The sequence below is a fragment of the Amycolatopsis sp. 2-15 genome, assembly GCF_030285625.1.
GTDB classification, from domain to species: Bacteria; Actinomycetota; Actinomycetes; order Mycobacteriales; family Pseudonocardiaceae; genus Amycolatopsis; species Amycolatopsis carbonis.
Map to the genome: position 1 here is coordinate 2,566,464 of NZ_CP127294.1, position 18,045 is coordinate 2,584,508.

Consider the following 18,045-nt stretch of genomic DNA (forward strand, 5'->3'; position numbering starts at 1 on the left):
GTGCCGTGGTACTGTGCGCCTGTTTCGATCAAGTACCGCAGAACAGAGGACGGCGAGGGTGACAGAAGGCCGCTGGACGTACCTGAGCGACATGGACGGCGTCCTGGTTCGCGAGGAGCACCTTGTGCCGCGCGCGGACGAGTTCCTCGGCGAGCTGCGGGACAACGGCATCGGCTTCCTGGTGCTCACGAACAACTCCATCTACACCCCGCGTGACCTGCGGGCGCGGTTGCTGCGCACCGGGCTCGACGTGCCGGAGGAGTCGATCTGGACCTCGGCGCTGGCCACGGCGCAGTTCCTCGAGTCGCAGCGCCCGGGTGGTACGGCGTTCGTGATCGGCGAGGCCGGGCTGACCACCGCGTTGCACGAGGTCGGTTACGTGCTCACCGAACGCGACCCGGACTACGTGGTGCTGGGCGAGACCCGCACGTACAGCTTCAGCTCCATCACCAACGCCATCCGCCTGATCGAGCGCGGCGCGAAGTTCATCGCGACCAACCCGGACGCGACCGGCCCCAGCATGGAGGGGTCGCTGCCGGCCACGGGGTCCGTCGCGGCGCTGATCGAGCGCGCGACCGGGCGTTCGCCGTACTACGTGGGCAAGCCGAACCCGCTGATGATGCGCTCGGCGTTGCGGCGTCTCGGCGCGCACTCGGAGTCGACGCTGATGATCGGCGACCGCATGGACACCGACGTGCACGCGGGCCTCGAAGCGGGGCTGCAGACGATCCTCGTGCTCACCGGGATATCCAGCCAGGAGTCGGCCGAACGCTATCCGTATCGGCCGACGATGGTGATCGACTCGGTCGCGGACCTGATCGGGCGAACCCTGGACCCGTTCGGCGAAGGCTGACCGGCGCGCGCGCCGGAGCAGGGCCTATCGTCGAACGATGAGCGTGTATGTGGTGGGCGACGTCCACGGGCACCGCGACGCCCTGGCCGACGCACTGCGCGCCGAGGGACTGGTCGACAGCGACGGCAAGTGGAGCGGCGCCGAAGACCAGCTGTGGTTCCTCGGTGACTTCGTGGACCGCGGTCCCGACGGCGTCGGCGTGATCGACTTCGTGCGTTCGCTGCAGGAACAGGCGCCGGAGGCGGGCGGCTCCGTGCAGATGCTGCTGGGGAACCACGAGATCCTGCTCCTGGGGATGTACCACTTCGGCGACCGCCAGGTGCCGTCGGACTTCGGGCCGCGCAGCTTCGCGCGCAGCTGGGAGATCAACGGCGGCCTGCTGTCCGATCAGGACCGCCTGACGCCGGAACACATCGAGTGGCTTTCGGCGCGCCCGTTGGTGGCGCTGGTGGACGACCACCTGCTGATGCATTCGGACACGCTCGAGTACCTCGACTGGGGCTCGGACATCGCCTCGATCAACGCGTCGGTGGGGGAAATCCTGACCGGCAGCGACATCGAGGCGTGGTGGGAAGTCTGGCGCCGGATGACCACGCGTTACGCCTTCCGCGGCCCGGCCGGCGAGGAGAACGCGGACGCGTTGATGGCGGCTCTCGGCGGTTCGCGGATCGTCCACGGCCACAGTGTGATCGCCGACCAACTGGGTATCCACCCGGCGCAGATAGAGGGCCCGTACCTCTACGCCGGCGGCAAGGCCCTGGGCATCGACGGCGGCTTGTTCGTGGGTGGCCCGTGCCTCGTGGTGCCGTTGCCTTTCACGCCTGAGCCCTAGGGGACGTCGACGATCTCCTTGCCCAGCGGCATGAGCGACACGGGGATCAGCTTGAAGTTCGCGATCCCCAGCGGGATCCCGATGATCGTGATGCACAACGCGATGCCGGTGACCACGTGGCCGATCGCCAGCCACAGCCCGGCGAAGATGAACCAGATGATGTTGCCCAGCACCGACCCGACACCCGCGTCGCGCCGATCGACCACCGTCCGGCCGAACGGCCACAACGCGTAGTTCGCGATCCGGAACGACGCCAGCCCGAACGGGATGGTGATGATGAGGATGCAGCACACGATGCCCGCGAGGACGTAGCCCAAGGCCATCCAGAATCCGCAGAGCACGAGCCAGATGATGTTCAGCAGCAGGCGCATCAGACGTGCAGCTCCCCACTCACCACGGTGACCGCCTGCCCACTGATACGGACGCGGTCGTTGTCGAGTTCGGTTCTCACGATCCCGCCACGCTGGGAGATCTGGTGGGCTTGCAGCTTCCTTTTGCCGAGCTTCTTACCCCAGTACGGCGCCAGGGCGCAGTGGGCGGACCCCGTGACGGGATCCTCGTCCACGCCGACGCCGGGGCCGAAGAAGCGGCTGACGAAGTCTGCCGTGGTGTTGCCTTGTGCGGTGACGATCATCCGGCCGGTCCAGGTGTCTTTCAGCCGCGCGAGGTTCGGCGTGGCTTCGGCGACCTGCTCCGGCGTCTCGAGCTCGACTAACAGGTTTTCCTTGGCCCGCCCGACGTAGAGGGGTTTGCCTGTTGTGTCGGGGAGGATGTGGCTGACGTCCTCTTGGGTTTCCCGCGGCTCATCGGCGGGGAAGTCCATCTCGATCCAGCCGTCTTCGTGCTTGGTACAGGTGAGGATGCCGCTGCGGGTCTCGTACTTCTGGGTCCCCCCGAGCACCTGGGTCGCCGCGATGGTCGCATGGCCGCACAGGTCCACCTCGGTGGCGGGGGTGAACCAGCGCAGTTGTGTGCTGGTCTCGCTGGCGGTGACGAACGCGGTTTCGGAATGCCCGATCTCGGCCGCCACCCGCTGCATCCACCCATCCTCCGCGGGCCCCTCCAACACCACCACCCCGGCCGGATTCCCGGCGAACGCCTCCCCGGTGAACGCATCGACCACGTAGAACCGCATGGGGTCGACGGTACCGGCGTGGGTGGGTGGGGGTGTCAGGGTTTTACCCTGGGTTTTGTGGGTGTCGCTTTGTCGACCTGGATGGTCTTGTTGCGCGCCTGTCATTCCTTCGACCTGGCGCGGGGTTCTTTTTGCGGCCGGCCTGGCCTGTGGGTTCTCGACGTCCGACGTCGATGTTCGGCTTGGCCCTCGGTCAAACACAACGCGGCGCCACCCCACAGGCGGCGCCGCGCTCCGTCAGCCTCTACTCACCCACCGATGACCGGGGGCGTGATCTTCTCCCCGTCGGGTCCGCGTTCGGGGCGGACCTCGAACACCTCGTCGGGGTCTTCCTGGTTGGGGAGCTTGTTCTTGTGCTCCTTGTCGTCTTCCTTCTTCTTGCCGGCCCCCGCCGCGCCGGCCGCTCCGCCCGCGCCGGCCTTCCCGGCTTTGCCCGCGTTGGCCGCCGCGGTCGCTCCGCGCTCCAGCCGCTCGCCGGCGCCCTTGCCGGAGCCTGGGCCTTCGCCGGGCTTCGCCGTCGCGCCGCCACCGGACACGCGGCTACCGGCGAACCCGCCGCCGGTCCGCCCGGTCCCGCCGCCGGCTCGTCCGCCGCGGAGGGTCTCCTCGCCGGCACCCCCGGCGCCGCCCGGGCCGCCGCCGAACGCCAACGCATCCGGGGACAGTCGTCCGAAGCCGCCGCCACCGGCGGGCGGCCGAAAGCCTCCGCCGCCCGTACCGCCGGGCCCACCGAAGGCCCCGGCACCAGTGCTGGAGCCTGCACCGGGCGGCGCGTAGGCGTTGCCGCTGAAGCCGGCCGGCCCACCGGTGCCACCGCCGGGTGCCCCACCGCCGGGTGCGCCGAAGCCGCCACTGCCGCTGTTCAGTGCACCTGCGTGGGCCCCGAGGCCGGCGCCGGGCTGGGCGCTGCTGGCTCGGGTGCTGTCGTCGGAGCCACCGGGCGCCGGCGGAGGCGCAAACGTCGGCTGGGTTGTGGCCGTTTCGTGGTAGGTGTTGTCCAGCCCCTCCATCACCTGCACGGCCTGCTGGTGTGCGGCGTCGGCTTGCTGCTGTTTGGCGGCCAAGGCGGTCATTGTCTGTGCCGCGGCTGCCGGGTCCCCGCCGGACAACTGCTTCGTCGCCTTGTCCATCTCGGCCTGCTGATTGAACCCGGTGGGCTCCGGCATGTTCTTCTGCGCGTAGTCCGCTGCCGCGGACTGCTGTGAGTACCGGTTCGAAATGAGCTGCATCGCGTTGCCGGTTTGCTCAGTGTGGCTGGCTGTGTTCTGGAAGAACGAATTCGCCTGCGAGGCGGCGGCGCCTTGCCACGACGCTCCAGCGGTGCTCGCGGCATCACGGAAAGCGTTGGACGCGTCGGCCAGCCAGTTGCCGTAGACGTTGGCCACTGTGCTGCGCTCGTTGATCTCTCTGAAGTCGAGACCGACGTGCACCATGTTGTACAGGTCTTCATGCGACTGCGCTGCGTAGTTCTGGCCGGGAGCAGGGGCGCCGCTCCGGGTGACTTGTCCTTGGAGTAGCTGGTCACCTTGTGTGACCGAGTACGAGGAAGCTTCCTTCTCGGTCTCGGCGGTGATGCCCTTTTCGGCATTGGCACGATCTTCTGAGCCGAATCGCGCCGCGTTCCTTTGCAGCTTCAGCTGAGTCTGCGCGTAGAAGTCGCCTGCAGACTGCTGGTGCTGCGCCCGGTGTGACTCGCTCATGACGTGGCCCCTCAGGTGTTCTTGGGAAGCAATGGTTCGAGCTTCTCGGCCAGGCTCTCGGCCGTCTTGCACGCGTTGTCAGTGGTATCGGTGGACACGCCTACGGTGGCCTTCGAGTTGGGCTTGACCTCCAGTGACACGTCGCAGTCACCCTTGACGTTCAGCGGCTCTGCTTCTTCGATCGCCGCCCGGGGGCCCACCGATCCGGAACTCGCTTGGCTCGGATTCCGGATGTTCGCCTTGTAGTTCTGTCCGTCGTGCAAAGACAGGCTGATGTCGAGAGCCGGTGTGGCGCCTTGGACATCCTTGTGCACCCGACAGCTGTGTTCGGAATCCGCAACGGTCGGAACCGCGGGACTGAACCCTTGGCCCGAAACCACCTGGTCCAGGGTCGTGCAAGGTGCGATACCACTCAATGGGTTCGACGTGTTCGCCGCGGACGAGGGCGAAGGTGCCGGATCCGGCTTGGCGCTACCGTCGACATTTCCCGTGCACGCTGCCACCGATAGGCTCACCGCTGCTGCCACGATCACGCGCTTCAGATATCGCCACTTCACCGGGAATCAGTTTCCTTGTTGAGCTTCGAGAACGGGACTTTGCTTTCTTCGTCGGACTCACGGTAGTTGTCGCGGGCGATCGTTATCGCATCGCGGGCCTGGGTGATTCCATCAAGCATTTTGTCCAGGATCGGAATCAGGGCCTCATGGTCGCCGGAGGCAACGGTGACGTTGTATGCGGCGATGCTCTTGGCGTAGTCGCTGGAACCCATAAGGGCCCCTTGGCTCAGGAGGTCGACGTCCCTCCGCATGGCGGTGAAGCCGCTCAAGAAGAAGTTGCAGGCTTTGAGATATGCCTGAAAGCCCTCTTCGTTCACGGCGAATCCGCCGCTGCTCGCGAGCTCCTTCAGCCGCGCGCCAGCTTCGCTGACCTGCTTGGCTCCCGCGGCGTCGAGCGGCGCGGAGAGAGCATCGGGCAGCAGGGATTTGCCGGCATCGCCCGAGGGCGGCGGCGTTGGCGTCGACGGTACCGCGGAGCCTCGTGGCCCGAAGTGCGCTTCTGACACCCTGCCCTCCCTGACGGCCAGTGACCACCCAGCGTGGCCCACTTGCACTCTACTAGTGACGATCAGGCCTTGTCAGCGGTTCCGGATGCGTCGTGACGACGTACCCGGGCGACCGCGCATCGAGTTCTCGACAAGGAGTATTCGCAGGCGGAGGACTTCGCCCGGCTGGTGCGGGTAGCCCGGGCGCCGGTCGACAAAGCGCCTCAGCGAATCCCTTCCTCGATCGTCTCGAACAGCCACCTTCGCAGGTGAGAACCATCGGACGGTACGAACCGCAGCCGGAAGCCCCCATCTCGCAGCGGTTCCGAGAACGTGACGTACCGCCCCCCATCCGTATCGACAAAGGTCGCCGTCGACATCGGTCGCAGGACGCCGTGCCGGGGTCGCAGCGAGAGCTCCACAGTCCCGTGCCGGTGCACCGGCCACTGCGAATACGCCCCCAACGCATCCCGATCACGGCGAGAAGGCGCCGAAGTGAAGTCCCGGTCCGAAAAGTCCGAATCATCCGGCGATGCGGACGAATGCCGAGCCGGGGCCTGGGTGAGAGAGACGGGAGCAACCGGCAGCGGCGGATAAGCCGGGAACATGCTCAACACCGTCTCCACCAGGCGATCCGGCCGCGTCTGCTGGAACCGGATCCCGTCAGGTGAGGACGACGAAAACACCCCCAGCCCCTCACCGATGCAGGCCCGGTAAAGCACCGTCCCCGACGGCAGCTCCGCCGCGCGCACGATGATCAGCACCTCGGGCCGCGTCCAGGCCTGCAAGGTGGCCAGAACGTCGTGGTCGAGCTTGTCCCCGGCAGCGAGCCCGCGGGACAGCAGCGCGTCCCAAGACGCGTCCGACAGGCGTCGGTTTTCAGAAAGCGTCAGCCCAGGGCTGCGGATTTCGAAGGGGTGCCACGAAGCCGGCAGGCCGCTGCGGCGGACGGCGACGTCGACTTCGGTCCAGCTCAGGGAGAACTCCTCCGGCACGGCCCAACCCCAACCCCTCGTGAAACGAACCCGCACCGAGCGTAGCGGAAGGCGCGGGCCCGGCCGGGTGGTCGTCGAACCCCCGGGTTCTTAGACTCGCGGGTGTCGTCGAAGACCCCACCGGGAGGCAACCATGCCCGACGTGCCCGCCCTGCCCAGTTACGCCTCCGGGACGTCCGATGTCCCCCTGCTGGGTGACACCATCGGGGACAACCTCGACCGCACCGTGGCCGCGTTCCCGGAGCGCGACGCGATGGTGGACCGCGCGGCCGGCACGAAGTGGTCGTATGCCGAGCTCAAAAAGGACGTGGACCAGCTCGCGCACGGCCTCGTCGCCACCGGGATCGGCAAGGGGGACCGCGTCGGGATCTGGTCGCCGAACCGCGCGGAGTGGACGCTGCTCCAGTACGCGACGGCCAAGATCGGCGCCATCCTGGTCAACATCAACCCCGCGTACCGTTCGCACGAGCTCGAGTACGTGCTGAACCAGTCCGGCGTGCGGATGCTCGTCGCGGCGGACAAGTTCAAGACGTCGGACTACGCGGCGATGGTGGAGCAGGTCCGGCCGAACTGCGCGGGGCTCGAGTTCGTGGTGCTGCTGGGCACCGACGCCTGGACGGACCTCATGGCCAAGGGCGAGGGCAACGACCCGGAGGCCCTTGCGAAGCTCCAGAAAAACCTGAGCGCCGACGACCCCATCAACATCCAGTACACCTCCGGCACCACGGGCTTCCCCAAGGGCGCCACGCTGTCCCACCACAACATCCTCAACAACGGCTACTTCGTCGGCGAGCTCTGCAACTACACCGAAGAAGACCGTGTGTGCATCCCCGTGCCCTTCTACCACTGCTTCGGCATGGTGATGGGCAACCTCGCGTGCACCAGCCACGGCGCGTGCATGGTGATCCCGGCGCCGGCGTTCGACCCGCGGGCGACGCTGGAGGCCGTGGAGGCGGAGCGGTGCACGTCGCTGTACGGCGTGCCCACGATGTTCATCGCGGAGCTGAACCACCCGGACTTCGGCGAGTTCGACCTGTCGTCGCTGCGTACCGGGATCATGGCGGGCTCGCCTTGCCCGGTCGAGGTGATGAAGCAGGTGATCGACCGGATGGGCATGACGGAAGTGTCGATCTGCTACGGCATGACGGAAACCTCGCCGGTCTCCACGCAGACGCGCGCGGACGATTCGGTGGAGCGCCGCGTGTCCACGGTCGGCCGCGTCGGGCCGCACCTCGAGTCCAAAGTGGTCGATCCCGAGACGGGCCTGACCGTGCCGCGCGGCGTGCCCGGCGAGCTCTGCACGCGTGGGTACTCCGTGATGCTCGGTTACTGGGAACAGCCCGACAAGACGGCCGAGGCCATCGACGCCGCGCGCTGGATGCACACCGGCGACCTCGCTGTGATGGACGACGCCGGCTACCTCAACATCACCGGCCGCATCAAGGACATGGTGATCCGCGGTGGCGAGAACGTGTACCCGCGCGAGATCGAGGAGTTCCTCTACACGCACCCGGACATCCTCGACGCGCAGGTGATCGGCGTTCCCGACGTCAAGTACGGCGAAGAGCTCATGGCCTGGATCCAGATGCGCGAGGGCGCGCAGCCGCTCACCGCCGAGGCCGTGCGCGAGTTCTCGCAGGGCAAGCTGGCGCACTACAAGATCCCGCGCTACGTCCACATCGTCGACGGGTTCCCGATGACCGTGACGGGCAAGGTGCGCAAGGTCGAAATGCGCGAGGAGTCCGTGACGCTGCTGGGCCTGGAAGCCGCCGCTTCGGCGAAACACGCATAGGGCAGGCAACCGGACAACAGGGTCACGCGATGTTCCCCCTCCGAGACCGACGAAGGGGGAACATCGTGAAGGTCAGCCGAAGAACGTTCGCCGCGGGGTCGCCGCGGCCACGATCACTGTGCTCACGCCGGCGGCCGGCGCCGTGACCGCGCCGGCCGGGCCGATCGAGCTCGCGCCACGGGCGGGCGACACCTACACCGGGCTCGAGGCGATCAACGACCGCGGCACGGTCGTGGGCGAGTCCTACCCGCGTGACGTGCGGATCCTCTACCGCCCGATGAAGTGGTCCGCCACCGGCGAGCCCACCGCGCTGCCGACGCTCGGGGGCGCCCCGGGCCAGGCCGTCGCGATCGACGAGGCCGACGTCGTGGCCGGGTGGGCCGAGGACGCGCAAGGCGTTCAGCGCGCCGCGCGTTGGGCCGCCGACGGCACGGTCGCGCGACTGCCGGACCCGGGCAAGAGCAGCAGTGCGAGCGCGATCAGCGACACCGGCCGGATCGTCGGCGCTTCCTACGACGGCACCGCTTCGCACGCGCTGCTGTGGGAGCGCGACGGCCGGGTCCGCGAGCTGCCTGGCCTGTCCGGTGGCGGCTCGGCGTTCGCGAGCGAGATCACGCCCGACGGTCGCATCGTCGCCGGCATCGCTGCCGACGCGGCCGGGCACACCCACCTCGTGCGCTGGGACGAGCGCGGCCGGATCACAGACCTCACGCCGGACGGCGAGTACGGCACCGTCGCCGGGATCTCCCGTAGTGGCGCGATCATCGGCTCGTCGACCTTGGCCGGAGGCAACACCGTGGCCAAGCGGTGGGATCCCTCAGGCCACGTCGTGACGCTGGGCGGAACCGCGGCGCCGAGCTTCGGGGCGACGATGGGGATCAGCGACAACGGCACCGTCGTGGGGCTCGTCGACCCGGACTTCGGGGCAGCTACGCGACACGGTGGGATCGCTCGGGCCGGCCGACGTACCTGCCGAGCGGCACCCGCAACGCGACGGCCAACGCCATCAACCGCGCCGGCACGATCGCCGGCCAGGCCGAGGGCGTCGGCGCGAAATGGGCGCCGGACGGCATCCGCACGCGGCTGGAACCGTTGCCGGGCCACGACTTCCGCGTCGACGTTGCTGATCAACTCGCGCGGCCTCACCGCGGGGATGTCCTACGGCGACTTCTGGCGCGGCGTCATCTGGAGGTGACGCCGGTGGCCGTCCCCGGCGCTATCCGGAGACGGCCACCGCCCGTCAGGAAGCCGCGGCCGCCGCCTCCGCCAGTGCCTTCTCGTCTTCCTCGCCGAACGTTTCTTCCAGCTGCTCCGGCGAGTAGTCCAGGTCGATCTGTTCCACCGGCGTCCCGCGCGCCGACTCGATGGCGCCCAGGCGGCGCTGGGCGCGGTCGGCCGCGTACTGGATGAGCTCCTCCGGGTCGTTGTCGAAGGGGACTTCCTCGAACTGGTCCTGCACCCACTGGATCATGTTGAGCGCGTGGGGCAGCAGTTCGCCCATGCGCTGCTGCACGGCGTCCCACATCGCGTCGTCGGCGGCGACGTGGCGGCGGCAGGTGAAGGTGCCCCACGCCATGTGGCGGCGTTCGTCGTCGCCGATGCGGCGGACGAGGTCCTGCATGCCGGGCAGGATCTGGTTCTGGGTGCAGATGAGCTGCCACGAGTAGTAGCCCGTCAACGCCAGGCTGCCTTCGATCACGTGGTTGTACGTGACGCTCGCGCGGATCTGGTTGAGGGGACTGGGATCGTCCTCCAGAGCGCGCAGCGACTGCGGCAGCTCCTCGTAGAAAAGCTTGCGGTAGTGGGGGTTTTCGGCGACGTACCGGTGCAGGTCCTGGTCCAGCCCCACGGCGTCCATCCAGCGGCGGAAGACCTCGACGTGCTTGGCCTCCTCGAAGCAGAACTGCGTCAGGTACATCTCGTCGCCGAACCGGCCGGTCGAGGACATGGCACGCATGAAGGGCTGGATGTCCTCCGTCACGGCCTCTTCGCCGGCGATGAACTGCGCCACGAGGTACGTGGTGGAGCGCTGCTGCTCCGGCGTAGGCGTTCCCAGCCTTCGCGTTCGCGGCTGAAGTCGAGGTCAGCGGGGTTCCAGAACTTCTTGTTGCCCTTCACGAACAGGCGCAACGGGAACGAGTCCCAGTTGAGCCCACCTTTGCGCAGCGAGGAAAACCCGCTGCGCAGCTCGGGAAGCGTGTCCGTCATGTCCGGCCCTTTCGTGTCACTCCATTGTGGACGATTCTGTGGACGAGTCCGTGGACGATTCCGTGAGGAAGTTCTCGATCGCCGGCGCAAGCACCGCCACGACGGCGTCGGCTGCCTCGGTGGCGGAGTGCGTCGGCAGCACCAGGTGGCTCAGCGACAGCCGCACCACGGTTTCCGCCAGCAGCGCGGCGGACTTCTGCGACAGGCGGGGCTCCAGCGTGCGGTACTGCTCGGTCGCGAGGTCGGCGGCGGCCGTGAGGATGGGCTCGCCCTTGGTGGTGAGCAGCGGGAGCAAATCCTCGCCCGCCTCCGTGCCGAGCGCGGCGGCGACGAGCCGGTTCTCTCGGGCGTGGTCGATCGTGTAGACGACGGCGCCGTGGATGCCGGCGATCAGCCCGTCGGCGTTCTCGAAGCGGCGGCGGATGCCGTCGAGGAACTCCGCCGCCGTGCGCAGCGCCACGGCCTGCGTGAGCGCCGCTTTGCTGCCGAACTCGTTGTAGACGGTCTGCCTGCTCACGCCTGCGCGCGCCGCGACGTCGGCCATGCGCAGCGCCTGGTGGCCGCGGTCGGGGAGCAGGTCCGCGGCCGCGTCGAGCAGTGCTTCGCGCAGCGATGCCTTGGTGCGCTCAGTGAAGCTCGTCACACCGTCAGCTTGACACAGATCGAGGTCGTGTCAAGAAGGTTTACTGACCACGATCGAATGTACAGGCCGGTTCTGTCGGTGGTCCCCGCTACCGTGGCGGACGTGGGCATCACCGTGGGCTTCGACCTGGACATGACACTGATCGACCCGCGACCGGGCATGGTCGCGGCGATGAACGCGCTGGGCGTGGAGTCGGGCCTGTCGCTCGACGGCGAGCACTTCGCCGCCAACCTCGGCCCGCCGCTCGACGACATCCTGCGCGGCTTCGAAGCGCCCGAGGAACGGATCCCGGGTCTCGTGGACCGGTTTCGTGCGCTGTACCCCGACCTCGTGGTGCCGAGCACGGTCGCGCTGCCGGGCGCGGCGGAAGCGCTGAAGGCCGTACGCGCGGCGGGCGGGCGCACGCTCGTGGTCACCGGCAAATACGGGCCCAACGCGCGGCTGCACGTCGAGGCGCTGGGGCTGGAGGTCGACGAGCTGGTGGGTGAGCTGTGGTCCACGCAGAAAGCGGTGGCGCTCAAGGAGCACGACGCGCGGGCGTATGTCGGAGATCACCTCGGTGACGTGCGGGGCGCCCGCGCGGCCGGTGCGCTCGCGGTCGGCGTGACCACCGGGCCGTGCACGAGGGAAGAACTGCTCGCCGAGGGAGCCGACGTGGTGTTCGGCTCGCTCACGCAGTTCCCGGAGTGGTTCGCCCGCGCGTTGTGAGGCTCAGCCGTGTTTGCCGGCTCGCGCCTCGCGGACCAGCGCGATCAGGCCGAGCAGCAGGCCCAGCGGCGTCACCACGCCGGCGACCGCGCTGAGCCACACCGGCAGGTTCTCCAGCCCGGCGGCGAACATGATGAACACAGCCAGCACGGCGAGCAGCCCGATGGCGAACAGGCCGATCCCGATCCGCATGAGGATCGGTTTGCCCGCGGTCTGCTTTGCTGCGTTGTCCATGGCGCTGAGGGTATCGGCCGTATCCGCTTCTCCCCAGGGCATGTGGCGAGATACGCTAAGCGGACGCGCGCCCTGGGTACGCCCGGGGCGCGTTCGTCGTGAGCAGTACAGCAGAAGGACTGGTGAGAGAAGTGCCGACCGGCAAGGTCAAGTGGTACGACGCGGAGAAGGGGTTCGGGTTCGTCACGCAGGACGGCGGAGCCGACGTCTACATCCGCAAGGCCGCGCTGCCGCAGGGCGTCGAGGGGCTCAAGGCCGGGCAGCGGCTGGAGTTCGGCGTCGCCGACGGCCGTCGCGGGCCGCAGGCGCTCTCCGTCCGGCTGCTGGACCCGCCGCCGTCGGTCGCCGAAGCGCGCCGGCGTCCCGCCGAGGAGTTGCACGGCCTGATCGAAGACATGATCAAGCTCCTCGAGCTGAAGGTCCAGCCCGACCTGCGGCGCAATCGCTACCCGGATCGCAAGAACACCAAGCAGATCGCGGAGATCATGCGCGCGGTCGCCCGGGACATCGACCCCTAAAGACCCGCACTGTCATCGGTGAAGGGCATCTCGACGGGTGCCCTTCACCGCCCGTGCACGGGATCAGGCGGGCTGCACCTGCAACGACCACAGGGCCGAGGTGATCGGCTCCGCGTCGTCGGGGTCACCCGTGCGGCTGACCACGGTGGCCTGCGCGATCTCCACCACCACGATCTGGTCGTCCTTGGTGGGCGGCGTCGCGGTGTAGGCGTAGCGGTCGCCGCTGGTGATGATTTCTTCCTTCAACGGCTGCGGCTGGCCCTTGCTGTTGACGAACTGCACCGTCACCTTCCACGGACCTTCCGCGACCTCCTTCGGCACGGAGATCTGCACGGACTTGCCCGGGCGCAGCTTCAGCGTGCCCGCGGCGCCGGGGTTGGCGGCGCAGATGCCGGTCCTCACATCGCAGTTGCCGATGGGCCCGACGTTGATCGTGTGCCCATCGCCGTAGAACGTCACCTCGGCCGGTGGGGGCGCCGAACAGCCGGCCACGGCGAGACCACCGGCCGCGAGCACGGCCACCAATCGGGAACGTCGCATGGTGCGAAGATTACCGGCGCTCTCGGGACGCGCCCTGCGCGGGGAAGCTGCCGGTCGGTTCGGGCCGCAGTGGCCGGTTTCCGCCCAGTCCCGGCAAGAGCGAGCCGCCGCGTTGCACGAGGTAGGTCTGCGTGAGGCCGACGCCGAGCAGCACCGTGACCACGAGGAAGCCGATCCAATACGTTGGCGGCAGCAGCAGGCCCACGGCGCCGCCGAAGCACCAGGCCAGCTGCAGCACCGTTTCCGAGCGGCCGAACGCCGACGCACGCGACTGCTCCGGCAGGTCTTCCTGGATCACGGCGTCGAGGCTGATCTTCGCGAGCGCGCTCGCCGTGGCGCCGACGAGGCCGACGACCGCGGCCGTCGCGAGTCCGGGCAGGAGCGTGGCGATGAGCGTCACACCCGTGCACGCGGCCACGCACCACACGATCACCTGGTCCGGCGAGCCGAACTGCAGGCGTGAGCCCAGCGCGTTGCCGACGAAGCCCCCCGCCCCGGCCGCGGCGCCGATGATGCCCAGCAGGAGCAGCTGCATGAACGGGCTGTGGCCCGTGCCCTCCGTCTGCGCCTTCACCGCGAACGCGGCGAACATCATGAGGAAGCCGGTGAGCACGCGCACGGACCCGTTGCCCCACAAGGCGACCACGATGTGGCGGCCCATCGGCTGGCGCTGCTTCTTCTGCTTCGGCTCGGGCCGCGCCGACAGCGACGTGGGCACCTCGCCCTCCGTCACCTCGACCCACGACGGGATCCGCATCGACTGCACGGCCGCGGCCACACAGATCAATGCGGTGAACCACAGCGCGCCGGCCGAACCGCTGAGCGCGTTGACGCCGCTGGCCAGCCCGCCGAACACGCCGGCGGCCACCAGACCGAAGATCGTGAGCCGCGCGTTGGTCTTCGACAGCGTGATCTCCGGCGGCACCACGCGGGGCGTGATGGCTGCCTTGAGCACGGTGAACGACTTCGACAGCACCATCATCCCGAGCGCGGCGGGGTAGAGCAGCCAGTCGTCGAAGTGCAGCGCCATGACCACGGCCATGAGGCCCTGGCCGATCGACGCCACGCACATCGCGAGGCGGCGGCCGCGCTGGATCTTGTCCAGCGCCGGGCCGATCACGGGCGCGACGAGCGCGAACGGGGCGATGGTGATCAGCAGGTACAGCGCCACTTTGCCCTTGCTCTCGCCGCTGGTGGCGGCGAAGAAGAGCGTGTTGGCGAGCGCGATGGCCATGGCGGCGTCGCTGGCGTAGTTGAGCATCACCGCGTACATCAGCGAGGTGAGGCCCGACTTGTCCGCGCCGTCGGCCTTGGTGGCGCGCTGGAACATGCCGATGGCCTGGCCGCTCAGCTGCCGGCTGCGCAACGCGGCGACGCGCGTGACGGTGATCTTCTTCGGCAGCTTCGGGATCGAGCCCGCGCCCGGCACGGCCGTGGTGCGGAGTTCTTCGTCACGGTCGGGGTCGACGCGGGGCTCGCCCGCGTAGCCGCCGGTGTCGTAGTGCTCGTATTCGCCGCTGCCGGGCCGTGGGTTCTCCGGGCGTGGCCGCACGGGTTCGGTGCGGTGGTCCTGCGACGGGTACGGCCGGGCACCCCTGGGCGGCGGCGGGCGGTGGCCAAGGGGGACGGCGCCGGTCGGGGCCTCGTCGGCCGTCGGGGTGCGGGGCTCGTCGTAGAACGGGCTTCGGGCGCGCGGCTCCCGGCCTTCGGCGGGGATGCGCTCGGGACGGGCGCGGGGCTCGTACCGCTCTTCGTGCCGCTCGGGCCTCGCGCGCGGTGGGACCTGCCGGGTCGGGGGCTCCGCCGCGACGCCCCGGGTCGGTGGTTCGACCGGGTGCGCGGCGGGGTCCGCGCGAGTGGGCTGCGGTGAGTCGCGCCAGGAGCGGGCCTGGGCGGCGCTGGGCTCCGGCGTCCACTTGCGCTTGGACTTCCGGCCGCGACCCTTGCCCGACCGCCCGGAGAAGGTGCCGTCGGGTTCGGAGTGCGAACCGAAGAGTGCCACGTGTCAATCCTGCCTCATCAGGGTGCCGTTCCGCCCGGTCACGTGCCGTTCTGTGTCCCGGAGGTGCCGGCGGGGACGAACTTCACCCGGTACATCGCGGGCCAGAGCTTGCCCGTGACGAGGAATTCGTCGGTGCCGGGGACGGCCGCGATGCCGTTGAGCACGTCTTCTCCGGGGTCGACGGGGGTGCGGAGCTTGCTCGCGTCGATTCGTCCGGTGATCTGTCCGGTTTTGGCATCGATGCGCAGGATGGTGCCGGTTTTCCACACGTTCGCGTACACCGTGTCACCGACGCACTCGAGTTCGTTGAGCTGGTCCACGCCGACGTCGACGCTCCCGGTGACCGCAAACGTCTGCGGGTCACGGAACGTGAGCTGTGCGGTGCCGTTGCTCATGACCAGTCGGCTGCTGGGCTGGTGGCACAGGCCCCAGCCCTCGCCGTCGAAGGGCACGCGGCGCAGCTCGGCCAAAGTTTTCGAATCGCGTTCGATGGCGAAGCCGTCCTGCCAGGTCAGCTGCCACAACTTGGGCCCGAGGATGGTGATGCCCTCCGCGAACAGCGGCGACGGCAGCGCCACGCGCGTGGCCGGCTGCTGACCGGCGGGGCCCGCGGTGAGCGCGGACTCGCCGGAGAGGCCGCGGCTCTCGTACAGCGTCGAGCCGGCGAACTCGAGGCCCTCGGTGAAGGCCGACGTGTCGTGCGGCAGCGTCTGCAGCACCTGCACGGTGAGGTCTTCGGGCGCCGGTCGTGTCGCCTGCGTGCCGGCGCAGCCGCCGAGCAGGGCCACCGCCAGCAGCGGCCAGATCAACGGGGTTCGCGTCGGGGGAGTGCGCACGGGAACAGCCTGGCACGGGCGGCGCGGATGCGTGCGGCACAATTGGGGGCATGACGTTGCTGTTGACCCTGGACGACGGCTCTATCCAGCGGAAGCTCGCGGACGCGGAAGACTTTGCGCGCGCGGCTGTGCTGGCGGACGCCCCGGCCGAGCAGGTCGGCGAACACGTCGGCGTGACCTCCGAGGACGCCGTCTCGGCGACCCACCTGTTCGAGGCGTCGGTGCCCGGCTACCGCGGCTGGCGCTGGGCCGTGACGGTCGCTGTCGCCGGCCTGGACGAGCCGGTGACCGTGAGCGAGCTCGCCCTCCTGCCCGGCCCGGCGTCCCTCGTGGCGCCCACGTGGGTCCCCTGGGAGCAACGCGTACGCGCCGGCGACCTCGGCGTGGGCGACATCTTCCCCGCCGACAAGGACGACCCGCGCCTCGCGCCCGCGTACCTGCAGTCCGACGACCCGGCCGTCGAAGAGGTCGCCCACGACGTCGGCCTGGGCCGCGTCCACGTCCTCTCCCGCTACGGCCGCCAGGACGCCGCCACCCGCTGGCACGGCGGCGAGTTCGGCCCGCGCTCCGACATGGCCCGGAGCGCGCCGGCGACTTGTGGGTCTTGTGGCTTCTTCGTGCCGCTCGCCGGGTCTTTGCGCGGAGCGTTCGGGGTGTGCACGAACGACATCGCGCCCGCGGACGGGCACGCGGTCGACGTGGAGTACGGCTGCGGAGCGCATTCCGAGGTGGAGGTGGAGATCACCTCCTCGATCCCGGTGGCGGAACTGGTTTATGACGATTCGTTGATCGACTTTGTGTCGGATGGTGAGGCTTCGCCTGCTGCTGCTTCCGCTGAGCCTTCGCCTTCACTGACGGCGGAGGCTTCCTCGGCGGCTGCCGAAGAGGCCTCCGCCGCGGCGACGGTGGAGCCCGAGGCCGCCGCCGAGGTTGCTGCGGTTGAGGTCGCGCTCGAGGAGACGGCCTCGGCTGGGGTCACCGAAACTCCGGCTGCGGAGACCCTTGCGACGAACGCCGCTGCGGAGACTGCTTCGGCTGCTTCCTCGGACACTGCCGCGCCGGCTGCCACGGTCACGACGCCGGAGACTCCGACCGCCGATGCCACGACTGCGACGGCACCGGAGGCAACTGCCGACACTTCGGCGGACGCGGCGACGCCAGCACTTCATGCGATTGCCGACTCTGCGGCCGCGCCCTCGCAGCCCGAGGTGACTGCCTCGACCGAGCCAGCCGCGGCGACCTCGACTCCGGAGGCGGCTCCCGCCGCCGATGCGGTGGGGTTGACCCCGGCTGCCGCAGATGCGACTTCGCAGACGGCTCCCGGGGAACGGGCCGCAGAGCTTTCGACCGACTCGATCGCTGAGCCGACTTCGGTCACGACGGCGCCGGGTGCCGCTGCCGACACCGCGGCCGTGACCTCGGAGCCCGAAGCCGCTACCCCTGTTAAGCCGACAGGTGCGGCCTGGGAAGCAGTGGGGCTGTGGGCGGATCACGCTGCCGAGCAGGATTCGGCATCGGCCGGCGAGGTGCAGGCCGGAGCTTCTGAGCAAGCTGCTGCCGAGCCGACTGCGCAGGGTGGCGCGGGTGCGGAGACCACTGCGGTCGCCGACATTGCGGTGCCCGAGGAGCCGGCGGTTTCCGCGGCAGACGAGATCGCCCAGAGCGCGGCGCCGGAAGCGACCACGGTCGACGAGTCGGCTGCGGAGTCGTTCGAAGAAGCTGCCGGCGATTCTGCCGAAGCCGCCGAGGCGACCGATGCCGCGAACGCGGCGGACGCCACTGACGTGCGCGAAGGTGCCGAAGCTGCCACCGCGACTGAAGCCTCCGAAGCGCCGGAAACGGCCGAGGTCGCTGAAGTCGGCCAGGTTGCCGAAGCGGGCGAAGCGAACCACGCTGGCGAAGCGGCCCACGCCACCGAAGCGGGCGAAGCGAACCACGCCGCAGAAGTGGAGACCGGCGAGGCGCAGCGCGGCGCTGAGAGTGGTGACGGCCTCCGGTGAGTGAGGG

The 18,045-nt window shown here is 69.2% G+C and carries 18 protein-coding genes and 1 pseudogene; 7 read left to right on the plus strand and 12 right to left on the minus strand.

From position 1 onward, the window contains the following. Positions 1-58: 58 nt before the first annotated feature. On the plus strand, positions 59-853 hold the full coding sequence (locus QRX50_RS12500) for an HAD-IIA family hydrolase (RefSeq protein WP_285972103.1): 795 nt from the start codon (positions 59-61) through the stop codon (positions 851-853). A gap of 37 nt (positions 854-890) precedes the next feature. Continuing rightward, complete coding sequence (locus QRX50_RS12505) at positions 891-1,685, plus strand: metallophosphoesterase family protein (RefSeq protein ID WP_285972104.1); 795 nt, start codon at positions 891-893, stop codon at positions 1,683-1,685. On the opposite strand, the gene QRX50_RS12510 is transcribed toward QRX50_RS12505, so the two are convergent. The 6 genes from QRX50_RS12510 to QRX50_RS12535 all read right to left on the minus strand — a co-directional run bounded on the left by QRX50_RS12510 (position 1,682) and on the right by QRX50_RS12535 (position 6,557). Next, positions 1,682-2,056, minus strand: coding sequence for a YccF domain-containing protein (locus QRX50_RS12510; RefSeq protein ID WP_285972105.1), 375 nt, complete (start codon positions 2,054-2,056; stop codon positions 1,682-1,684). The two genes, QRX50_RS12505 and QRX50_RS12510, sit on opposite strands and share 4 nt — an antisense overlap. Then, a complete protein-coding gene (locus QRX50_RS12515; RefSeq protein WP_285972106.1) occupies positions 2,056-2,820 on the minus strand; it encodes a PhzF family phenazine biosynthesis protein in 765 nt (254 codons plus the stop codon). Before QRX50_RS12515 ends, QRX50_RS12510 begins: the two co-directional genes overlap by 1 nt. Before the next feature lie 248 nt (positions 2,821-3,068). Next, complete coding sequence (locus QRX50_RS12520) at positions 3,069-4,520, minus strand: hypothetical protein (RefSeq protein WP_285972107.1); 1,452 nt, start codon at positions 4,518-4,520, stop codon at positions 3,069-3,071. Positions 4,521-4,531: 11 nt separating this feature from the next. After that, positions 4,532-5,077 carry a DUF3558 family protein gene (locus QRX50_RS12525; protein ID WP_285972108.1) on the minus strand — a complete coding sequence of 182 codons (546 nt, stop codon included), beginning with the start codon at positions 5,075-5,077 and terminating at the stop codon, positions 4,532-4,534. Then, positions 5,074-5,583, minus strand: coding sequence for a hypothetical protein (locus QRX50_RS12530; protein ID WP_285972109.1), 510 nt, complete (start codon positions 5,581-5,583; stop codon positions 5,074-5,076). Before QRX50_RS12530 ends, QRX50_RS12525 begins: the two co-directional genes overlap by 4 nt. A gap of 203 nt (positions 5,584-5,786) precedes the next feature. Then, positions 5,787-6,557 (minus strand): ESX secretion-associated protein EspG, encoded by a 771-nt coding sequence (locus QRX50_RS12535; protein WP_285972110.1) that lies wholly within the window; start codon positions 6,555-6,557, stop codon positions 5,787-5,789. Positions 6,558-6,690: 133 nt separating this feature from the next. Here QRX50_RS12535 and QRX50_RS12540 point away from each other — a divergent pair, with 133 nt between their 5' ends. Both QRX50_RS12540 and QRX50_RS12545 read left to right on the plus strand, forming a co-directional pair. Continuing rightward, a complete protein-coding gene (locus QRX50_RS12540; RefSeq protein WP_285972111.1) occupies positions 6,691-8,349 on the plus strand; it encodes an AMP-binding protein in 1,659 nt (552 codons plus the stop codon). 118 nt (positions 8,350-8,467) lie between these two features. Further along, positions 8,468-9,544, plus strand: coding sequence for a hypothetical protein (locus QRX50_RS12545; RefSeq protein ID WP_285972112.1), 1,077 nt, complete (start codon positions 8,468-8,470; stop codon positions 9,542-9,544). Positions 9,545-9,589: 45 nt separating this feature from the next. On the opposite strand, the pseudogene QRX50_RS12550 reads toward QRX50_RS12545, so the two are convergent. After that, positions 9,590-10,557 (minus strand): annotated as a pseudogene (locus QRX50_RS12550) (R2-like ligand-binding oxidase). Positions 10,558-10,573: 16 nt separating this feature from the next. Continuing rightward, the gene (locus QRX50_RS12555; RefSeq protein ID WP_285972113.1) at positions 10,574-11,200 is read right to left on the minus strand and encodes a TetR/AcrR family transcriptional regulator; all 627 of its coding nucleotides are present in this window, start codon (positions 11,198-11,200) and stop codon (positions 10,574-10,576) included. Between the two features lie 102 nt (positions 11,201-11,302). Here QRX50_RS12555 and QRX50_RS12560 point away from each other — a divergent pair, with 102 nt between their 5' ends. Continuing rightward, a complete protein-coding gene (locus QRX50_RS12560) occupies positions 11,303-11,908 on the plus strand; it encodes an HAD family hydrolase (RefSeq protein ID WP_285972114.1) in 606 nt (201 codons plus the stop codon). Between the two features lie 3 nt (positions 11,909-11,911). On the opposite strand, the gene QRX50_RS12565 is transcribed toward QRX50_RS12560, so the two are convergent. After that, positions 11,912-12,142, minus strand: a complete 231-nt coding sequence (locus tag QRX50_RS12565) for a hypothetical protein (protein WP_285972115.1) — start codon at positions 12,140-12,142, stop codon at positions 11,912-11,914. 131 nt (positions 12,143-12,273) lie between these two features. Between QRX50_RS12565 and QRX50_RS12570 the strand changes: the two genes are divergently transcribed. Further along, positions 12,274-12,660 carry a cold-shock protein gene (locus tag QRX50_RS12570; protein WP_220247185.1) on the plus strand — a complete coding sequence of 129 codons (387 nt, stop codon included), beginning with the start codon at positions 12,274-12,276 and terminating at the stop codon, positions 12,658-12,660. 63 nt (positions 12,661-12,723) lie between these two features. On the opposite strand, the gene QRX50_RS12575 is transcribed toward QRX50_RS12570, so the two are convergent. Genes QRX50_RS12575 through QRX50_RS12585 form a run of 3 tightly spaced genes read right to left on the minus strand, consistent with a single transcriptional unit; the run spans position 12,724 to position 16,038 of the window. Continuing rightward, entirely contained in the window at positions 12,724-13,200 is a 477-nt protein-coding gene (locus QRX50_RS12575; RefSeq protein ID WP_285972116.1) for a DUF2771 family protein, read from the minus strand. 10 nt (positions 13,201-13,210) lie between these two features. Then, entirely contained in the window at positions 13,211-15,202 is a 1,992-nt protein-coding gene (locus tag QRX50_RS12580; protein WP_285972117.1) for an MFS transporter, read from the minus strand. Between the two features lie 38 nt (positions 15,203-15,240). Beyond that, positions 15,241-16,038, minus strand: a complete 798-nt coding sequence (locus tag QRX50_RS12585) for a glutaminyl-peptide cyclotransferase (protein ID WP_285972118.1) — start codon at positions 16,036-16,038, stop codon at positions 15,241-15,243. Positions 16,039-16,088: 50 nt separating this feature from the next. On the opposite strand from QRX50_RS12585, the gene QRX50_RS12590 reads away from it, so the two are divergent. Further along, positions 16,089-18,038 (plus strand): DUF3027 domain-containing protein, encoded by a 1,950-nt coding sequence (locus tag QRX50_RS12590; RefSeq protein ID WP_285972119.1) that lies wholly within the window; start codon positions 16,089-16,091, stop codon positions 18,036-18,038. Positions 18,039-18,045 lie beyond the last annotated feature (7 nt).